Below are 15,238 nucleotides of genomic sequence, written 5' to 3' on the forward strand. Positions count from 1 at the left end.
CCGATCAGGTCGGAGAACGAACGCGACGCATCCTAGCCTGCCGCGTTTCGGTGCCGGAAGTCTCGTTAAGAAACATGACGCCGCGCCCTTGTCCGGACTCGATGAACAGGATGCCCGCCGCCTCCAGCGCACGGCGGACCTGGTCGATAGTGCCTTCATGGACACCGAGACCACGCTCGGATTCAAGACGCTTCAGCGCGGTCAATGCTACAAGGGCTTCTTCGGCGAGCCGTTCCTGCGTCCAGTTCAGGAGTGCCCGCGCCGCCCGAACCTGTCGGCCAGTGATCATCCATGATCACATCCGACAAGAGACGGGCGCACACCAGAAATACGACTATATTAGTCGTGTTATGGAGACTCAAGTCAATTCTTTCAGAAGGAACATGCAATCGATTCGGCGCCGCGATTTTCTATAGGCGACCAACAGCAAGCGCGGTGGACGACGCGAGAAAGCCCCCGCCTTACGCGGGAGCCTCCCTGTCTGCGGTCCCCTTGCGGTCCAGTGCCGCGATTGCCCGCTTCAGTTCGCGCTCGATCTGAGCGCGCTCGCGGCGGCTGAGGTGAAAGCTGGTCAGTTCGGCGCGCAGCATCTGGATGCGGTCGTGTAACGTGGTCATCGTCCTGCTCCTTTCGTTTCTCGAAGACAGGCCGCCGCCTCATGCGCGCGTGAATCGGGTCAAGGATCGCCGCAGGCGACCGCGCCAGCGGCGCGCGGGGGAGCCGATTTTGTCTGGTGTGCCCGCAGGGTGCGCCGGGCAAAATTGGGGGGACCGCGCGTCCTTGAGGCGGTTCACGCCGGGCATGGTACAATGGGAAGGCTGAGGGAAGCCCTGTTCCCCTTCCCTGCCCGCACACGGGTGGATCGGGCGCGACGCGATGGGGACGCCCGCCGTTTCCCGACCGATCATACGAAGGCCCCGCCCGGACCGGCCGGGCGGGGGATCGCTGGCACCTCAGTCGCCGTTGCGGCGACCGTTGGGGCGAGACCAGATCAGGCTCCAGGTCTCGCCGTCCTCGTCATTGAAGAGGTTGGCGAAGATCGGGGCGTTGAAGCTCGGATCGTCGAGCTTGAGGCCCAGATAGCTGCGTCCCTCGTTGGACTGCTTGGACCAGGCGGCTCCAATCTCGGCCCGGTTGACGAACACCCGGTGGCTGGGGGCGTTGTCGCTCTGGCGTCCGGTCTCGGGAACGATGCGGACATTGCGGACCTGAACCGAGAGGGTGACGATCTCGCCGACATACTCGTTGCCGGACTTCTTGAAGGTGCCGATGGTGGCCATGATACTGCTCCGTGATCTCTGTTATCGAGCCCGCACCATTGCGGCCTCGATGGCGATCGACGAGCCGGGGGCGATCGGCGGCGCACCCTTCAGGGCCGCAGCGCAGCGGAGGATGGCGGGACAGAATTTTCTTGTTTCGCGAGGAATGACGGCGCAGCCGTCAGGGGAAGAAAATTACGGCCTGCCGTTGCGCCAGAGACGATCGAGGCGCAGCCGCCCCTCGGCTAGATCAGCCATTTTCAGAGGCCGTATGCGTGCGCGGCCCGACAGAGCGACCATCACGGAGGACATGAGGCCCCCTCGGCGCGCAGGATCCGGCAGGAAAGAGCATGAGCGTCGTCACGCGTTCGTTTCGGGCTATGACATGACCCGTTCTGGGGACGATGCCAGACAGGTGGCCGCGCTATCCGCTGTTTCTGTCAGCCGGTCGCGGGCGCGGGCCGTCCATGACCGAGTGGTTCCAAGAGGAAAGCGACCAGGGCCAGTAACGCGCTGAGGCGAGCCAACGCCGCGTCAGCCGCCCTCCCCTGATGACAGGACTGATAGCCATACGAAGCATCTGGTCTGGCCCCCTGCCTGCAGTCTGCCGGGACGGGGTCAGACGCGCGCGATGTTCCCGCCGGACGGTCCGGGTGGGGCCACGGCTGTAAAACGGATGAAAGCGGTGATCCCCACCGCGATCGCGCCGATGACGGAAAAAAAGAACTGCCACGCTACAGACGGCATCATCATCTGGGCAATCCCATGTGTGGTGCTGTAGCCCATGATGATAGCGGGCACGGTATAGAGCAGGACAATCAGCAGCCTGAGCCACGCCCAGGGCACGCAGGCGAATGCGATCTGGCCGAGAATGAAGGTCGCGGCTCCCGCGACAAACCCGATGATGACCGCACCCAATAGGCCGGCACCGGTATCAAAGGCCCAGAGCGCAGCCATCAGACCGGCGGCGCAGGGCAGTGCGAAAACTGCGACGGTGAAGAAGAACCAGCACAGGAAGCCAATGCCGGCAACGAACAGGAAGGGAGCAAGGATGAACATTGTGGTGGTCTCCGTGCAATCGACGATGTCGGACGGGTGCGCCTGCCACCACCACCACGGCGCACTCGCATCATAGCGAAAATGATGTGTCGACGGAACGAGAATCGTAATGGCGTCCGGCACGCGGACATGCATCGTTATCTCCTCGCATGGAGAAGACGTCATGGCGGAAATCACGGGACGCGAACTGCATCTGGTCAAAAAGGCGCTCGCCATTGCAGTGCTGGCGATCGAGCGACAACCAGGGCCGTTTCAGTCTTATTCGGACATGCAGGACATGAAGGGCCAGCTCGATCTTCTGGCGCCCGGCGACACCGAACTGGCCTTCTACGCCCGGGCTGCGCGGATCGCCGTCACGGGCAATCCGGAGTGAAGACGGCGCTCACGCGCCGCCTCCGAACCGCAGGACCGGGATGCCGAGCTTTTTCGCCTTGTCGGCCAGATTTTCCTGAATGCCAGTTCCGGGAAAGACGATGACGCCGATCGGCAGGGTGTCGAGCAGCGCATCGTTGCGGCGGAAGGGCGCTGCCTTGGCATGCCTGGTCCAGTCCGGCTTGAAGGCGATCTGCACGATCTCGCGGTGATCGGCCCAGCGTGAGGCAATGAATTCGGCGCCCCTGGGCGAACCGCCGTGCAGCAGCACCATGTCGGGATGCTTGGCCCGGACCTTGTCGAGCCGATCCCAGATCAGGATATGGTCGTCGAAATCGAGACCGCCAGTGACGACAACCTTGGGACCGGGCGGGACCAGCAATTCGCCCTCGGCACGCCGTCGGGCGTTGAGGAAATCGCGGCTGTCGATCATGGAGGCCGTCATCGTGCGGCGTGAGACCAGCGAGCCGACCTTTGGTCGCCACGCGCTCAGGGTCAGGCGCTCGAACTGCTCCTGCGCCTCGTCGCGGAAGATCTCGTAGGCGTTGCGGCGCTCGATCAGAGTCAGCCCTTCCGCGATCAGCCGCTCCAGTTCCACCGAGCGGATCTCGCTGCCATCCTGTTCCTGCTGGCTGCGCTTCTGCGCCTGCTCGTTGCGGTCAAGCTCCCGTTCCACCTGGCCGACCATGCGGTGGAAGATGTTCACGGTGGACCAGAGCAGCGCCTCGAGGTCGGGTTCCAGCCGCGTGTCGGTCAGCGTCACGGCGATGGCGTCGAAGATGTCGGCCACAGCACCCCCGATGCGCGGCGCTTCGGGCAGCGGCCTCGGGTCCGGCTCGTCCTCGAAGGGACGGTAGCCATATATCTGGAGCTCAGCCAGCACATGCGCGGTGGAGGAAGCGGCGTGCGGCGGTTCAAAATCTTCGGTGCGGGTCATGTTGCGGTCCTCCCAGGTCTCCGGCCGCGCCCTTCGCGGCCTTTCCGGGGGCGGATAGCGGCAGACCAGGGACGGGCCGGAACCGCGCGCTCGCGCGCGGCCGCAGCGCAGCGAAGGATGGCAGGGAGCCGGCTATTTTGCTTCGCGATGTAAAGCGCCCCCACAGGGGCGCGACGGAAAATAGCCGGTCCCGCCATTGAAGGCCTGACCCGGCTGACGCCCGCTCCCCTCCAGAAAGGCGGAGGCGCGGACCAGCCGGACGGGAGGCACAACAGGACCGCCAGACGAAAACGGAAACCGCCCGCCCCTCTTTCCGGCCTGCTCAGGTGCCGGCGGTCTCCAGAAAGCGTGCTACGTCCGCTGGTGCGAGTTGCGGATGCAGGATCGCCCGCAGCGCGCCACGTCCAAGGGCACGGAGATCATCGTTGAAATCGCCGAGCCGGGGCGACAGGCCAATCAGTTCGATCCCGGCGTCATCCGCACGGGCACGCAGCGTCGCCAGCGCCTGATCCCCGGCCGGATCGTCATCGCGCAGGACGTAGAGACGGCGCAGCCACGGCGGGAAGATCAGGGCAGCGAGATGCGCCGAGGACAGGCAGGCGGCCAGCGGCAGATCGGGCAGAACCTGCCGCAGCGACAGCACCGTCTCGATTCCCTCGCCGGCGGCGAGCACGTCGGCTGCCACCCCAAAGCGCACGGCATGGCCGACCAGTCCGCCCAGGGCACGGCGCGGGTGATCAACCGGCGCCTTCCCGCGCCCGTCCGCCGCCAGCCAGGTGCGATGCACCCCGGTCAGGGTGCCGTCGAGGTCGGTGACGGCGGCGATCATGGCGGGCCAGGTCTCGGTCGGACCGTCCTCGTCCGGCCGATAATAGCAGCGTGGATGGAAACGCAGGGCACTGGCTCCGTGCAAAAGCGTAATGTCGCGTCTACGGAGATACGCTTCCACGGGCGTGCCCGCGATCGGCCCGGACATGGCCCAGAGCCGACGCACCGCTTCGGAAGAACTGGCGGAGCCACGCTCACGGGCTGGGCGATCCTGTGACGATGGTATCGGATCAGGACGCGGCAGGCTGAGAAAGGCACGCGCCTCGTCGGCCACGTCGCGGAAATCCACAAGACCAAGGCTTTCGCGGATCACGTCGAGCAGGTCGCCGTGTTCGCCCGACTGTGCGTCGGTCCATTTTCCCGCCTTGCCATTGGCGGTGTCGTGCAGCCGGAGGAACAGCGACTGGCCGGGCGCATTCCGCACGTCACCGACCAGCCAGTAATTACCATGACGGCGACCGGCGGAAAGATACCGTCGGCACACCGCCTCCGCATTCTCCGCCAGACGGCGGGCGAGATCGCCTGCATTATGCCCGGCCATTACCCCTGCCCTCCTGTGTCTGGATTGCCTCCGTCGAGGGCGATCGCCAGCCAGCGATCGGTGGTCATCCATGAAATCGTCCTGCGCCTGCCAAGGTCAAGCAGATGCGCACCACCGCTGAACGCGCCGATCCGTGGACGTGAACAGCTATTGGCCCACTGGAATCCCCATCGGCCCCGTAACTGGAATGCCCGTGCGCAGCGTAGCACGAATTCCACCACCTGATGCGGGTCTCCGGTGTTCTCATCGTGCATCCAGAGTTTCGTGCCACCGTATTCAGGCACGATCGACAGAATGAAACCGCCAGAGGGCGGGTCTTCCACCGCCAGTTCGTCCATGAATTCATTGTAGAGATCGAGCGCCTTTGCAGCATTGTCCACTGTGCCCACGTCGAGAACGCACGAGAAATGCGTGAAGAAATCAGCCATCGGAAGAACTCCCGAAACGAAAAAACCCGGCACAGTGGCCGGGCTCGTAAAAACGTCTTTGCGGAAAAACGGAGAAGCGGCTTTCAGGACGCACGCTCCATCAGCCTGCGGGCCTTTTCTTCCAGATCCAGCCGCGTATCCTGATTGGCCCTGGTGCGGGCCAAGGCCGTGATCCCTTGCACGAAATCGAACACGCTCTCGGGCTTGCGTCCCTCCTCGTGCAGCACTGTTTCGATGATCTTCGTAGTTTCCGGTTTCGAGAACCCGCGACGACGCAGGAAGGTTTCACGATCCTCGTCACTCTTCGCCACCAGCGCCTTGCGCGAGGCCTGAATGCCAGAGACGAACGAGGCCGGGCTGGCGGTGGCGAAATTCCGGAGCGCCGGTGTCGCCTGATGCACAAAGCGCGAAGCCGCAAACTTGCTATGCCGGATCGTGATCTGTTCGAAATTTTCCACGCCCCAGAGCATTCTGTTCTGACACACTCCGCGCAGATAGAAGGAGGCGATGCCGAGGCTCTTGCTACCGACCTCGCTGTTCCAGGCATAGAAACCCCGGAAATAGAGATCGGGTTCGCCGTTGGGCAGACGGCCGGCTTCAATGGGATGCGTATCGTCCACAAGGAACAGGAAGACATCGCGATCCGATGCGTAGAGCGTCGTGGTTTCCCTGGTGATGTCGACATAGGGATTGTGGGTCATGGTGGCCCAGTCGATGACACCCGGCACCTTCCAGTTGGTGTCACCCGTGCCGTCGCCGGCGATCCTCCTTACCGCACCGACCAGTTCATGGTCCCAGATTCGGCCGTAATCAGGGCCGGTCACGGCGCGCAGTTCCACCCGCCCGTCCTCGGTCTCCAACGTTTTCACCAGTTCGGCGCGGTGCGACAGCAGCCCGTGCTGCAGATTGATCGCCGCCAGCGGAGCCGGGAGATTGCGCAGATAGGAGGACGGCGCGCTGACCAGACTGCACATCTGGCCGAAGGACCAATGCGTCGGCGCGATCGGCTCATGCTGTCCTGGCACGGTCAGGGTCAGACGTTCGGCATTGTCGCGCGAGGCCTCGACGCGAATTGCGCGACTCTCGACAGTGCGGGCCGTGGCCCGATCCGCCCGTGCCAGTGTGGCGGCATGCAGGTCGGACAGGGACAGGTAGCGCTCGTCATCGGGGCGCGAGAACCACTCGGACGATACGCGGGCGCTGCGTTCGCCACGGGAGGGATCAATCCGGAAGCCGCCAGACGCGGCACCACGGGACGCAGGGGACAGGATGGTGGTCGTGGCCATGGAAAACTCTCCTCTGATGCCGGTTATTCGGCACAGAAGGCGAAGCCGACCTCTTCCTCTGATCACCACTTCCCACGCGGATTCCCATCCAACCCCAGAACACCCAGCCCCTTGTTCCGGAACCCGCCTTCCCCGTCACCTACCGGAAATCACGACTGCAATGGGCGGGTAAACGGAAGGTCGGTTTTGTGTAGGGCGATCGGTAAAACCGGACATTCACATGGATGAACCTCGCGAAGGCTTTCACCCCATTCCGGTCGTTCAAGTAACCCATAAGACTTTTTAGAAGCCGACATTTGCTCATAAAACAGCCAAGCACCAGCCAATTGATTCAGTATAAGTGTTCGAATCCCACATAGTCTGCCGCCCCCCCTCCACGATATCGATGGTGGGGACATAGACGTAACGCTCCGAGCGGCTGGCAAGGAAAACGCTGGTCGTGATATTATTGTCAATGGCACGATGCCATTCTACGGGTGCGTGGTTTGCGACTTTAGGGCAAAAGTAAGAAACCGGATGGACTTGAATGGTTCCGATGGTTCGGCAACAACAGCCTCTACATGGAAGTCCTGAGCTGGACGAAACTGCTTCGGGACGCCGAAACGCGGCACAAGATATTCTTCAATAAACTTGGAATAGATTGATACACATTGGGAAGTGGAACCGTTCGAGACGCGGATCGCGCGATGCGCGAAATCTCCACGAGGGCGAACTGTGTTGTGAAGTCATATGGGGAGGAAGGGTGTCTACTTATTTTACGGATCGTGAATACGGAATACAGTCCCAAACAATAGATGTCATCGATGAGCGTTTGTGGGCTGGCCTCTATAGCTTGATCCAGACGGGAATTGGCAACGGTTCATTTGGCCTGCGCTTTCCGGAACAGTGCCCTGACGGAAACGGTCCGTGCGGATGTGACGAGCAGGCCTTCCGTCAGGTGCTAGGCGCCGAGGTGCCGTGGATCGAATGGCCGCTCTCTCCGAATAAATTACCCGAGACGCCAGTTATCCTAGATCTGCTCGAGTTTTGTGCCAGCGCCGTGGGTGAGCCAAATCGGGGCGCTTATCACTCTTATTACCGCCACCATCACTTGAGTTGGGATCGAGACGCTGGCCTTGCGCGATTTGTGGCCGACGTGAACCTCCTGTTTCGCCGTAACGCTGTCGCCTATGAACTCACAGCGACCGGACAGGCCCGTCGCCTTCTTCCGCAGGCTATCGCCAATACGATTGGCTGGGCCTTGTTTCAGACCGGCGATACGGAGACTGACAGGCTGCTTGAAGCCGCGCGGCAGTGGATTCTCTCGCCAAAGCCTGATGATCGTCGCAATGCGCTGGAGAAGCTGTGGGATGCGTTTGAGCGGCTGAAAACACTTGAGCCAGATTCCATGAGGAGTGGATAGCGAGCCGCGCCGTGTCAGAGTGTGCTTGCTGAAACTCTCTGGAGGGCAGAACCATGCTCGAGGCATCTGATCATCCCACGACCCCGGTCGCTATCCGCGTTGATCTTGGCGCGATCTTCGTTTCACTGGAACTTGGAAAATCGAGTTGGCTGGTCACATCGCTCTCACCCGGAAGCGAGAAGATGTCGCGCCACTCGGTTCAAGGTGGCGATATTGCGGGCCTGTTCGGCTGTTTCACTAGTCTTCGTGACAAGGCCCGCGCTCGGGAAGGAAGACTTTTTCCGCTTGTGGTGATTCAGGAAGCCGGATTGGATGGATTCTGGATCGATAGAGCCTTGAAGCAGGAGGACTGGATCGAGAGCCATGTCGTCGATGCGGCGTCGATCGCAGTTCCCCGCAAGCACCGGCGTGCAAAGACGGATCGTATCGACGGGGAGATGCTGGTCCGTACGCTGCTGGCGTTCAAACGCGGAGAGGCACGGGTCTGCTCAATGGTCCGCCCTCCATCACGGGAAGAGGAAGACCGCCGACGTCTCAGTCGGGAGCGTAAGGTTCTGGTGGGCGAGCGCACGCGGCATATCAACCGCGTCCAGGGCCTGCTGCTGAGCCAGGGCATTCGAGGTTACCGGCCGCTGCGACGGGATCGGCGTGCCTGTCTCGACGAGTTGCGAACGGGCGATGGTCATCCCTTGCCGAAGCATCTCAAGGCGCAGATCGGACGAGAACTGGACCGCATCGAACTTCTCATGGAACAGATTAAAATGGTTGAGAGCGAACGGGACGAATTGGCAAAAGTGAATGACAACAATCAATGTTCGCCAGTTGTCCTGTTGCAGGGTCTCAGAGGGATTGGCGCCGAGTTTGCCACCGTTCTGACGCAGGAAGGACTGTTCCGGCATTTCGACAACAGGCGGCAGGTCGCGGCTTATGCCGGTCTGGCGCCTTCGCCGTGGAAAAGCGGATCGATCGACCGTGAACAAGGCGTCTCGAAATCCGGTAATCCGCGCCTGCGCACGGCCATGATCCAGCTTGCCTGGCTGTGGCTCCGCTACCAGCCTGACACCGCGCTGGCGCAGTGGTTCCATGAACACGTGGGCGCAAGAAGTAACCGGAGCCGCAAAACGGCGATCGTTGCCCTGGCCCGCAAGCTTCTTGTTGCGCTCTGGAAATATGTCACGAGTGGTGTCGTTATCGATGGCGCGCATCCGGCGTCCCGCTGATGGAAACACCACAGACATAAACCCCATCCCCAGGACCTGATCAGTCCTGTGGATCCAGGTGAACGGACCGATCGGCCCCATGGCTTGCAATGCCGACCTTTCAGAATGGTCCCGTTCTCCTGAGCCTTTGCCCCGAATGCGGGATAGTGGTGCTGCCGCGCGCGAGCGGCGACCGGATGTGAGGTTCTACAGGTGCGGCATCGCGCCGGTAGTCGTTAAACAGGCTCAGACCATGGATCCAAAACACGGAGAAGAAAAAATGATCTCGCAGTGAAAGTGGCCATTGACGTGAAACTCCTCATGTGAGGGGCCGATAAACGCGTGCAAGCGGATGCACTGCTCGATCGTGTCGCCGCGCCCGGCTCCGGTTTTCGCCAAGCGCTCGGACGCGAAGCCGCCGAACTGACCAAAATCGGTAATAGCTTTCGCATTCGTCACTCTGAGACGACGCAGGAAGCGCTGACCTCTCTTGATCAGGTCGACTACCTTTTCACGCGCATGTTCGCATTTGTGCGCGTGATCCTGAAGGGAACAAGTCGTGGCGGGTAACCTCTATGGACTGATCGCTGGCCTCCTTCAAGGGATGACCCACGCCCAGCTCAGCGAGGAGCCGCAGCGGGTCGCAGGGCTGACCGTGCCTCACGAAGAGGGCTTGTCAAAGCAGCTGCGTATCGAACAAGCGCTAGCGAACCTGACACAGGAGCAACTGGCGCAGCTTGCGCTGAAATTTGGTGCGGATCGTCGCGACATCTCCCTTGATGAAGCGGGCCACAAATTACTCGAGGCAAATGACCCGCCGCTAACGCACATCACACGGCGGAACGTCGCACGCGTCCTGGGAAATGATCTCACCGGCGAGCGCGGCACAGTGGAAATTGTTGGACGATATTTTGTCCTTTCTACACCGATTGAGGATTTCCTTGGAAGCCGTGAGCAAAGCCTGCGTGATCGAATTGATCGGCATATGGATCAGAATCCGGGCGACTGGTCGGTCGAAGATTTATTCGGCGAAATCGGTGCATTCGACTGCTCTAGGGCTAGATTCGGCGCACTGCTCGAAGAGGCCGTTCATCCGCTTTCCCGGTCTGGCGACGATCAAACAGGGACAGTCATCGCCCTCAACAAGATTCTTGCGCGCGACGGATACGAGCTCTTACAGGACGGTGAGCTCTCCGGTCATCCTATGTTCGGTTTCCGTCCCGTCTCGCGTGGTGTTGGCGGTCGACCTAAGAATTTGATCTTTGCCTCGCAAGGACCGAAGCCGGAGATCGGCTTCGCCGATGCAATCAACAACGACATCGTCATTCTATCCGGCGAAGAGAGTTGCCTGGTCTACGACCGGTCGATAGGCGCGAGCGGCCTTCTGTGGTCGGAACTCGTTTCGTGGTGGGGCGAGGTCACGCCAGGGGCTGATGCAGCAAAACTCGGAACTCGCCTCCAAGCATCCCTAGCCTCTGACGCGGAACGCAAACTTTTCGCAACCTACTTCAAGGCCTATCGGTCCGCCCTCGGCGACGCGCTACCTGCGCTGCTGCCGCAGGTCTACCTTCACTATGATCCTGCTATCGTGAAAACCCTGCGCCACCGGCTTCCGCTACCGCGTCAGCGCATGGACTTCCTGATGCTGCTTCCCAGCCGTCAGCGCATCGTGATCGAAGTCGACGGCAAGCATCACTTCTCGGAAAACGACCTTCCGTCATTGAAGGTCTACGCCGACATGGTGTCGGCCGACCGCGAGCTGCGCCTTGCTGGATATGAAGTCTATCGGTTCGGAGCGAATGAACTGGTCGGTAACAGCGCCGAGGCGAGGATCACGGATTTCTTCGACAAACTTTTTCGACTGCATCGCATTCGGCAATGAACTCGTTCGCTGAAGGCAGACGACAAGGCAGACTGAGATCATAGACCTTCGGTGTTGGGAGAGTGATAGTGTCTGAGTCACCCGAAGAACGTCTGGAGCATCTTGGGCGCCCGGGCGATCTGGTAATGACATTTGTGGAGAACAAAGATCGCGAGAGCGAGCCGCCGAGGTCGATCTCGTTCGTCGGCATCGAATTCAAGCCGCTTGGCTACAAGCAGTTGTCGGATGCCCGCCTCCATCTGCCGGTCACGGTGCCACTCGACTGGAGCAACGCTCGCGTCTTAGGGACCGACGTTCCCGGGCTGGACATCGACAGCTATGTGCACGGCCACACCACGCTAGAGAGCGTGTTCTCCTCTACGACCGTGAGTCTGCAGCGTGGTGGCTGGCTGCCGTCGGGCCTGGCCTTATCTCGGCATGGAGTTACGGTGCTGCTGGACCGCAATGTCGTGGGCCAGATCAAGGCGCGCTACGAAGATGGAACCGTCGTGTCGTCGACGCAGGATTTCCTTGACCTCCTCAACAATTTGGACGTCCGCATCAATCCGATGCTCTTCGCCATGGAGAGCAACGGACGGAGCTTGCCGGCGCCATCCGTGGTGGAGTCGCAGCTCAACGAGGCCGTTGGCCTCATTGGCAGGGCTCTCCCGAAAGCTACGCTCGTCGTCGGCGAAGGTAGCCTAGCTGGAGCGCTCGGGATACTTGAGGAGTCTCGTGCAGATTTCCATAGGAAGCAGGCATTCCTGCTCGAGGTTGCGCCGACCCTCGCTACACCGACTAGCTTTCGCCTCATGGCCGACCGCTGGGGGGAAGCACTCGCTGCGGCCGACCGGCATGGTGTTCGTCGGAACTCCCTCGTCGTCCTGGCAGTACTCAGTTCGATCATGGTGCCCAACTCCGCCAGTCCGGCGAAAAAACTCCTGAAGTTCGGGCCAGACTATGACGATGGCGACGCCTACAACGCATTGGCGGACCTCCGCTCGCTTGAAATCCTGATCAACCTGTACTCCATCTATCCTAAAGAGCGCCCGGCGCTGTTCACAGCGGATAAGGCGCTCGCCCTCTTTTGGGTCGGGATTCAGGCGCACTCGTTTCGCCGCACGGGCGAGGAAGTATTATTCGACTTGGCACCGGTGGAGGAGCTTCTGCCCGGTGACTCAATCGGCAAATGGCAAGCCTCGATCTCCTCGGCTCCTTAAAGCGACAGCGGCGTCGCCGCTGCATTTGGGGTTTCACCGCATCGACCTTCGCGACATCGGCGAAGGCGCGCTTGATTTTCGTTATGCTTCCGTTTCTACACGATGGCAGGTGGCACGCTGGGGAATTGGTAGACAGCTGCAGTTGGGTGCAACAGCGTCTGACGATTTTCATGCTTGGAAGCGGCAGGTTTTGGCGTGAACCGAAATTCAGGGATCGGTGTGACAACGTCGGGCTTGTCCCAAATATCGGTCCTACCGGTCATCATCTAGCGAAATGAAAGAATACACGGTTGCGGGCTGGTACCAGGTCAGGCTTAACGGCGGAGATTAGCGGCGTGAAGCAGACATCCCTATTTAGGAGGGGTATAAAGGGAGATGGAGTAGATATAGTTCTCATCGCTATCCCGCATGGCCCGCGTGGTGAGATTCGAACCTCGACAGGGTAAAATGCATGCGCAAGTCCGCTATCCGCCTTGCCGGCAGAGCGTCGGATGATTCATATCGACTTTCCGGAAACGTTTCCAACCGCCTGTATGTCCGACATGAAAGCGACTGCCTCCAGTCTGCTTCAAATTCATTGAGCAGACCGGCAGTGAAGGGGGGGGAGAGCTGACTGTCAGCTTTCAGGTGGGCACGTTCGAAAATCGACGTCTCCAGAGATTACGAGGGAGGTCAATACTGAATTTTTGAAAACTACCATTGCCTCTAAAACATTCGATCTAAATAAGGAGCATTGCGATGCAGAAACCCACCTTACATTCAATCTGGCTTTAAGCCACTAGACAGGAAAATTCATGGGCGACAAATAGATGTGAGACTGAGATTAGAAAATTTTTTGGTAAAAAGCACATAAAGAGGACCAAAATGGTCAATGTTGAAAAAGATCATTTTTTTCGAGCAGCGCTTGAAATTGGTTATAGTGGCGATAACGATACATTACCTTACGATCTGGACGATGGCTTCATCAAAGACAAAGCAATGGATCTTGCTGGGCTGTGCTTTGCCTTATTTCAAAGTATTGATACCGGTAACGTTGGGAAGCCGGCCGCCTTCATGAATGGCCTCGTAATCGTATCGGAACGGCTCCTTGTTCCGTCTGGACCGCATGGCTTCCGTCTCACTACCAAGATCCATCCCTTCTGGAACCTCTATCTTAATGGCTTAGGCCTAGCTATTGCAGAAGCAAATGAGGCGCATCGAAGCGCGCGTGCGCATTCATATCGGCTTGCTTCACAGGGGCCAGGCTTTTTTGACCGAGCCCGATCTTGGCGTGCCTATAAACTTGCGACCTTAAATGAGTCTGACCTAGAGGTAGAAGGTGCTGTCGTAATCCAGACCGATATTGCAAGCTTCTACGAGCATATATACCATCACCGGCTCGAAAATGTCATCAAGGATCTCGCGCCGGGATCAACCTTGGCGATGCAGATTGACCGTATTCTAAGCAAGCTTGCAGCAGGCCGATCTTTCGGTCTCCCGGTCGGTGGGCAATGCGCGCGCGTTCTGGCTGAAGTAATGATGACGCCGATCGATCGATCACTAACCGATGCCGGGCTCATCTGGCACCGTTATGTCGACGACTACACTCTGATTTGTCGTTCGCAACAGGAGGCTTACAAAGCACTTTCGGCATTGTCGCACGCGTTGGCTGATTACGGCTTGTCGCTCAATCGTAGCAAAACGACTTTTCTGAGTGCCAAACATTATAGAGACTTTATTTCAGCACAGTTGGGAGAGACCGAAGATTCGAGCCTCGCGTTAAGAGAACTTGACCTCCACTTCGATCCATATTCGGACAATGCGAGCGCCGAATATGAAAAACTAAAACAATCATTCGAGAAAATCGACATCTCCTTTTTGCTTGAACTCGAGCGGGAGAAATCCCAACCTGACAGCTTCGTGCTCGCACAAATTGGTCGTGCGCTTAAGTTTCAAGAGCCAAATATGGCAGTCCAACTATGCGCGACGCTTCTCAACCCGAATAACCTAGGTTTCGTGGACAAAGGTTGACAGTAACGTCCATGATTGATTCAAAGCTGCCTTTTGGAGGCGTTGTTGGGCGAGCGAATTGGGCTTTCGGACGAGGAATGGGCCATCATCGGGGCGCTGCTTCCGCCTGAGAGGGGTCGTGGCTGCCGTCCTGCGCAAGACAATCGTCTGTATTTCGAAGGCATGATGTGGATTGCCCGAACCGGATCGCAGTGGCGCCACCTGCCTGATGATTATGGCAAGTGGAACAGCGTGTTCCGACGCTACCGACGATGGGTGACGACAGGCGTGTTCGATGCGATGCTCGAAACCTTGGCTGAAATGGTCGAGCGGGATACCACTGCCGACATGATCGACAGCACGGTGGTCCGGGCACATCATTGTGCTATCGGTATAAAAAAGGGACACAGGAAACCGAGGCGCTTGGCCGATCGCGCGGTGGTTTCACCACCAAACTGCACGCCCGATGCGACGCCAGGGGACGCCCTCTCGGTTTTGTCCTGACGCCGGGACAGACCCACGATATTCAGGGTTTCGGCCCGCTGTTCCGCATGATCGCTGACAAGATCGAGGCGTTACTGGCAGACAAAGGTTACGATGCCGACCTCATTCGCGAGGAACTTGCCAAGGCCGAAATCGAAGCCGTCATCCCGAGCAAAAGCAACCGTCGCAATCCTGTACCTCATGATAAAACCAAATATCGCTGGCGCAATCTCGTCGAGCGCCTGTTCAACAAACTCAAGAACTGGCGACGCGTTGCCACCCGATATGACAAAACCAAGGAATCATATCTTGGCTTCGTCAGTCTCGTGTCAGCACTCCAGTGGATACCCTTTGTCCACGAAACCTAGACTCGT

At 59.4% G+C, this 15,238-nt stretch carries 15 protein-coding genes and 1 pseudogene; 8 read left to right on the plus strand and 8 right to left on the minus strand.

Features of this window, described 5'->3' with window-relative positions:
* Positions 1-4 precede the first annotated feature (4 nt).
* The 4 genes from LDL32_RS07975 to LDL32_RS07990 form a co-directional block, all read right to left on the minus strand.
* The gene (locus LDL32_RS07975; RefSeq protein ID WP_233065873.1) at positions 5-289 is read right to left on the minus strand and encodes an XRE family transcriptional regulator; all 285 of its coding nucleotides are present in this window, start codon (positions 287-289) and stop codon (positions 5-7) included.
* A 172-nt stretch (positions 290-461) separates the two neighbouring features.
* A complete protein-coding gene (locus tag LDL32_RS07980) occupies positions 462-617 on the minus strand; it encodes a hypothetical protein (protein ID WP_233065875.1) in 156 nt (51 codons plus the stop codon).
* 336 nt (positions 618-953) lie between these two features.
* Positions 954-1,280 (minus strand): DUF736 domain-containing protein, encoded by a 327-nt coding sequence (locus LDL32_RS07985; RefSeq protein WP_087607227.1) that lies wholly within the window; start codon positions 1,278-1,280, stop codon positions 954-956.
* 597 nt (positions 1,281-1,877) lie between these two features.
* The gene (locus LDL32_RS07990) at positions 1,878-2,318 is read right to left on the minus strand and encodes a hypothetical protein (RefSeq protein WP_233068781.1); all 441 of its coding nucleotides are present in this window, start codon (positions 2,316-2,318) and stop codon (positions 1,878-1,880) included.
* 163 nt (positions 2,319-2,481) lie between these two features.
* On the opposite strand from LDL32_RS07990, the gene LDL32_RS07995 reads away from it, so the two are divergent.
* Positions 2,482-2,691, plus strand: a complete 210-nt coding sequence (locus tag LDL32_RS07995; RefSeq protein ID WP_233065877.1) for a hypothetical protein — start codon at positions 2,482-2,484, stop codon at positions 2,689-2,691.
* A 9-nt stretch (positions 2,692-2,700) separates the two neighbouring features.
* Here LDL32_RS07995 and LDL32_RS08000 read toward each other — a convergent pair whose 3' ends face one another.
* From LDL32_RS08000 to LDL32_RS08015, 4 genes are all read right to left on the minus strand, one after another.
* Positions 2,701-3,627 carry a DUF2493 domain-containing protein gene (locus LDL32_RS08000; protein WP_233065879.1) on the minus strand — a complete coding sequence of 309 codons (927 nt, stop codon included), beginning with the start codon at positions 3,625-3,627 and terminating at the stop codon, positions 2,701-2,703.
* A gap of 322 nt (positions 3,628-3,949) precedes the next feature.
* Positions 3,950-4,996: a toprim domain-containing protein gene (locus tag LDL32_RS08005; RefSeq protein WP_233065881.1), complete on the minus strand. Its 1,047-nt coding sequence runs from the start codon at positions 4,994-4,996 to the stop codon at positions 3,950-3,952.
* On the minus strand, positions 4,996-5,424 hold the full coding sequence (locus LDL32_RS08010; RefSeq protein ID WP_233065882.1) for a hypothetical protein: 429 nt from the start codon (positions 5,422-5,424) through the stop codon (positions 4,996-4,998). Before LDL32_RS08010 ends, LDL32_RS08005 begins: the two co-directional genes overlap by 1 nt.
* A gap of 83 nt (positions 5,425-5,507) precedes the next feature.
* Entirely contained in the window at positions 5,508-6,710 is a 1,203-nt protein-coding gene (locus LDL32_RS08015) for a DUF932 domain-containing protein (protein WP_233065884.1), read from the minus strand.
* A 742-nt stretch (positions 6,711-7,452) separates the two neighbouring features.
* Here LDL32_RS08015 and LDL32_RS08020 point away from each other — a divergent pair.
* The 7 genes and pseudogenes from LDL32_RS08020 to LDL32_RS08050 form a co-directional block, all read left to right on the plus strand.
* Positions 7,453-8,112 carry a hypothetical protein gene (locus LDL32_RS08020; RefSeq protein ID WP_233065888.1) on the plus strand — a complete coding sequence of 220 codons (660 nt, stop codon included), beginning with the start codon at positions 7,453-7,455 and terminating at the stop codon, positions 8,110-8,112.
* Positions 8,113-8,165: 53 nt separating this feature from the next.
* Positions 8,166-9,332: an IS110 family transposase gene (locus tag LDL32_RS08025; protein WP_051672012.1), complete on the plus strand. Its 1,167-nt coding sequence runs from the start codon at positions 8,166-8,168 to the stop codon at positions 9,330-9,332.
* Positions 9,333-9,653: 321 nt separating this feature from the next.
* Positions 9,654-9,881, plus strand: a complete 228-nt coding sequence (locus tag LDL32_RS08030; RefSeq protein WP_233065890.1) for a hypothetical protein — start codon at positions 9,654-9,656, stop codon at positions 9,879-9,881.
* Positions 9,871-11,193 carry a hypothetical protein gene (locus LDL32_RS08035; RefSeq protein ID WP_233065892.1) on the plus strand — a complete coding sequence of 441 codons (1,323 nt, stop codon included), beginning with the start codon at positions 9,871-9,873 and terminating at the stop codon, positions 11,191-11,193. The genes LDL32_RS08030 and LDL32_RS08035 overlap by 11 nt, the downstream gene beginning before the upstream one ends.
* A gap of 68 nt (positions 11,194-11,261) precedes the next feature.
* A complete protein-coding gene (locus tag LDL32_RS08040) occupies positions 11,262-12,392 on the plus strand; it encodes a hypothetical protein (RefSeq protein WP_233065894.1) in 1,131 nt (376 codons plus the stop codon).
* 864 nt (positions 12,393-13,256) lie between these two features.
* A complete protein-coding gene (locus tag LDL32_RS08045; protein WP_233065896.1) occupies positions 13,257-14,402 on the plus strand; it encodes an RNA-directed DNA polymerase in 1,146 nt (381 codons plus the stop codon).
* 26 nt (positions 14,403-14,428) lie between these two features.
* Positions 14,429-15,229 (plus strand): annotated as a pseudogene (locus LDL32_RS08050) (IS5 family transposase); the annotation flags it as partial.
* Positions 15,230-15,238 lie beyond the last annotated feature (9 nt).

The sequence above is a fragment of the Komagataeibacter sp. FNDCF1 genome (assembly GCF_021295335.1).
Taxonomy (GTDB): Bacteria; Pseudomonadota; Alphaproteobacteria; order Acetobacterales; family Acetobacteraceae; genus Komagataeibacter.

Coding starts and splice junctions, on each gene's coding strand:
- LDL32_RS08000 (WP_233065879.1), bottom strand. CDS start 3,627: ATGACCCGCACCGAAGATTTTGAACCGCCGCACGCCGCTTCCTCCACC.
- LDL32_RS07990 (WP_233068781.1), bottom strand. CDS start 2,318: ATGTTCATCCTTGCTCCCTTCCTGTTCGTTGCCGGCATTGGCTTCCTG.
- LDL32_RS08015 (WP_233065884.1), bottom strand. CDS start 6,710: ATGGCCACGACCACCATCCTGTCCCCTGCGTCCCGTGGTGCCGCGTCT.
- LDL32_RS08045 (WP_233065896.1), top strand. CDS start 13,257: ATGGTCAATGTTGAAAAAGATCATTTTTTTCGAGCAGCGCTTGAAATT.
- LDL32_RS07980 (WP_233065875.1), bottom strand. CDS start 617: ATGACCACGTTACACGACCGCATCCAGATGCTGCGCGCCGAACTGACC.
- LDL32_RS07995 (WP_233065877.1), top strand. CDS start 2,482: ATGGCGGAAATCACGGGACGCGAACTGCATCTGGTCAAAAAGGCGCTC.
- LDL32_RS07975 (WP_233065873.1), bottom strand. CDS start 289: ATGATCACTGGCCGACAGGTTCGGGCGGCGCGGGCACTCCTGAACTGG.
- LDL32_RS07985 (WP_087607227.1), bottom strand. CDS start 1,280: ATGGCCACCATCGGCACCTTCAAGAAGTCCGGCAACGAGTATGTCGGC.
- LDL32_RS08005 (WP_233065881.1), bottom strand. CDS start 4,996: ATGGCCGGGCATAATGCAGGCGATCTCGCCCGCCGTCTGGCGGAGAAT.
- LDL32_RS08025 (WP_051672012.1), top strand. CDS start 8,166: ATGCTCGAGGCATCTGATCATCCCACGACCCCGGTCGCTATCCGCGTT.
- LDL32_RS08010 (WP_233065882.1), bottom strand. CDS start 5,424: ATGGCTGATTTCTTCACGCATTTCTCGTGCGTTCTCGACGTGGGCACA.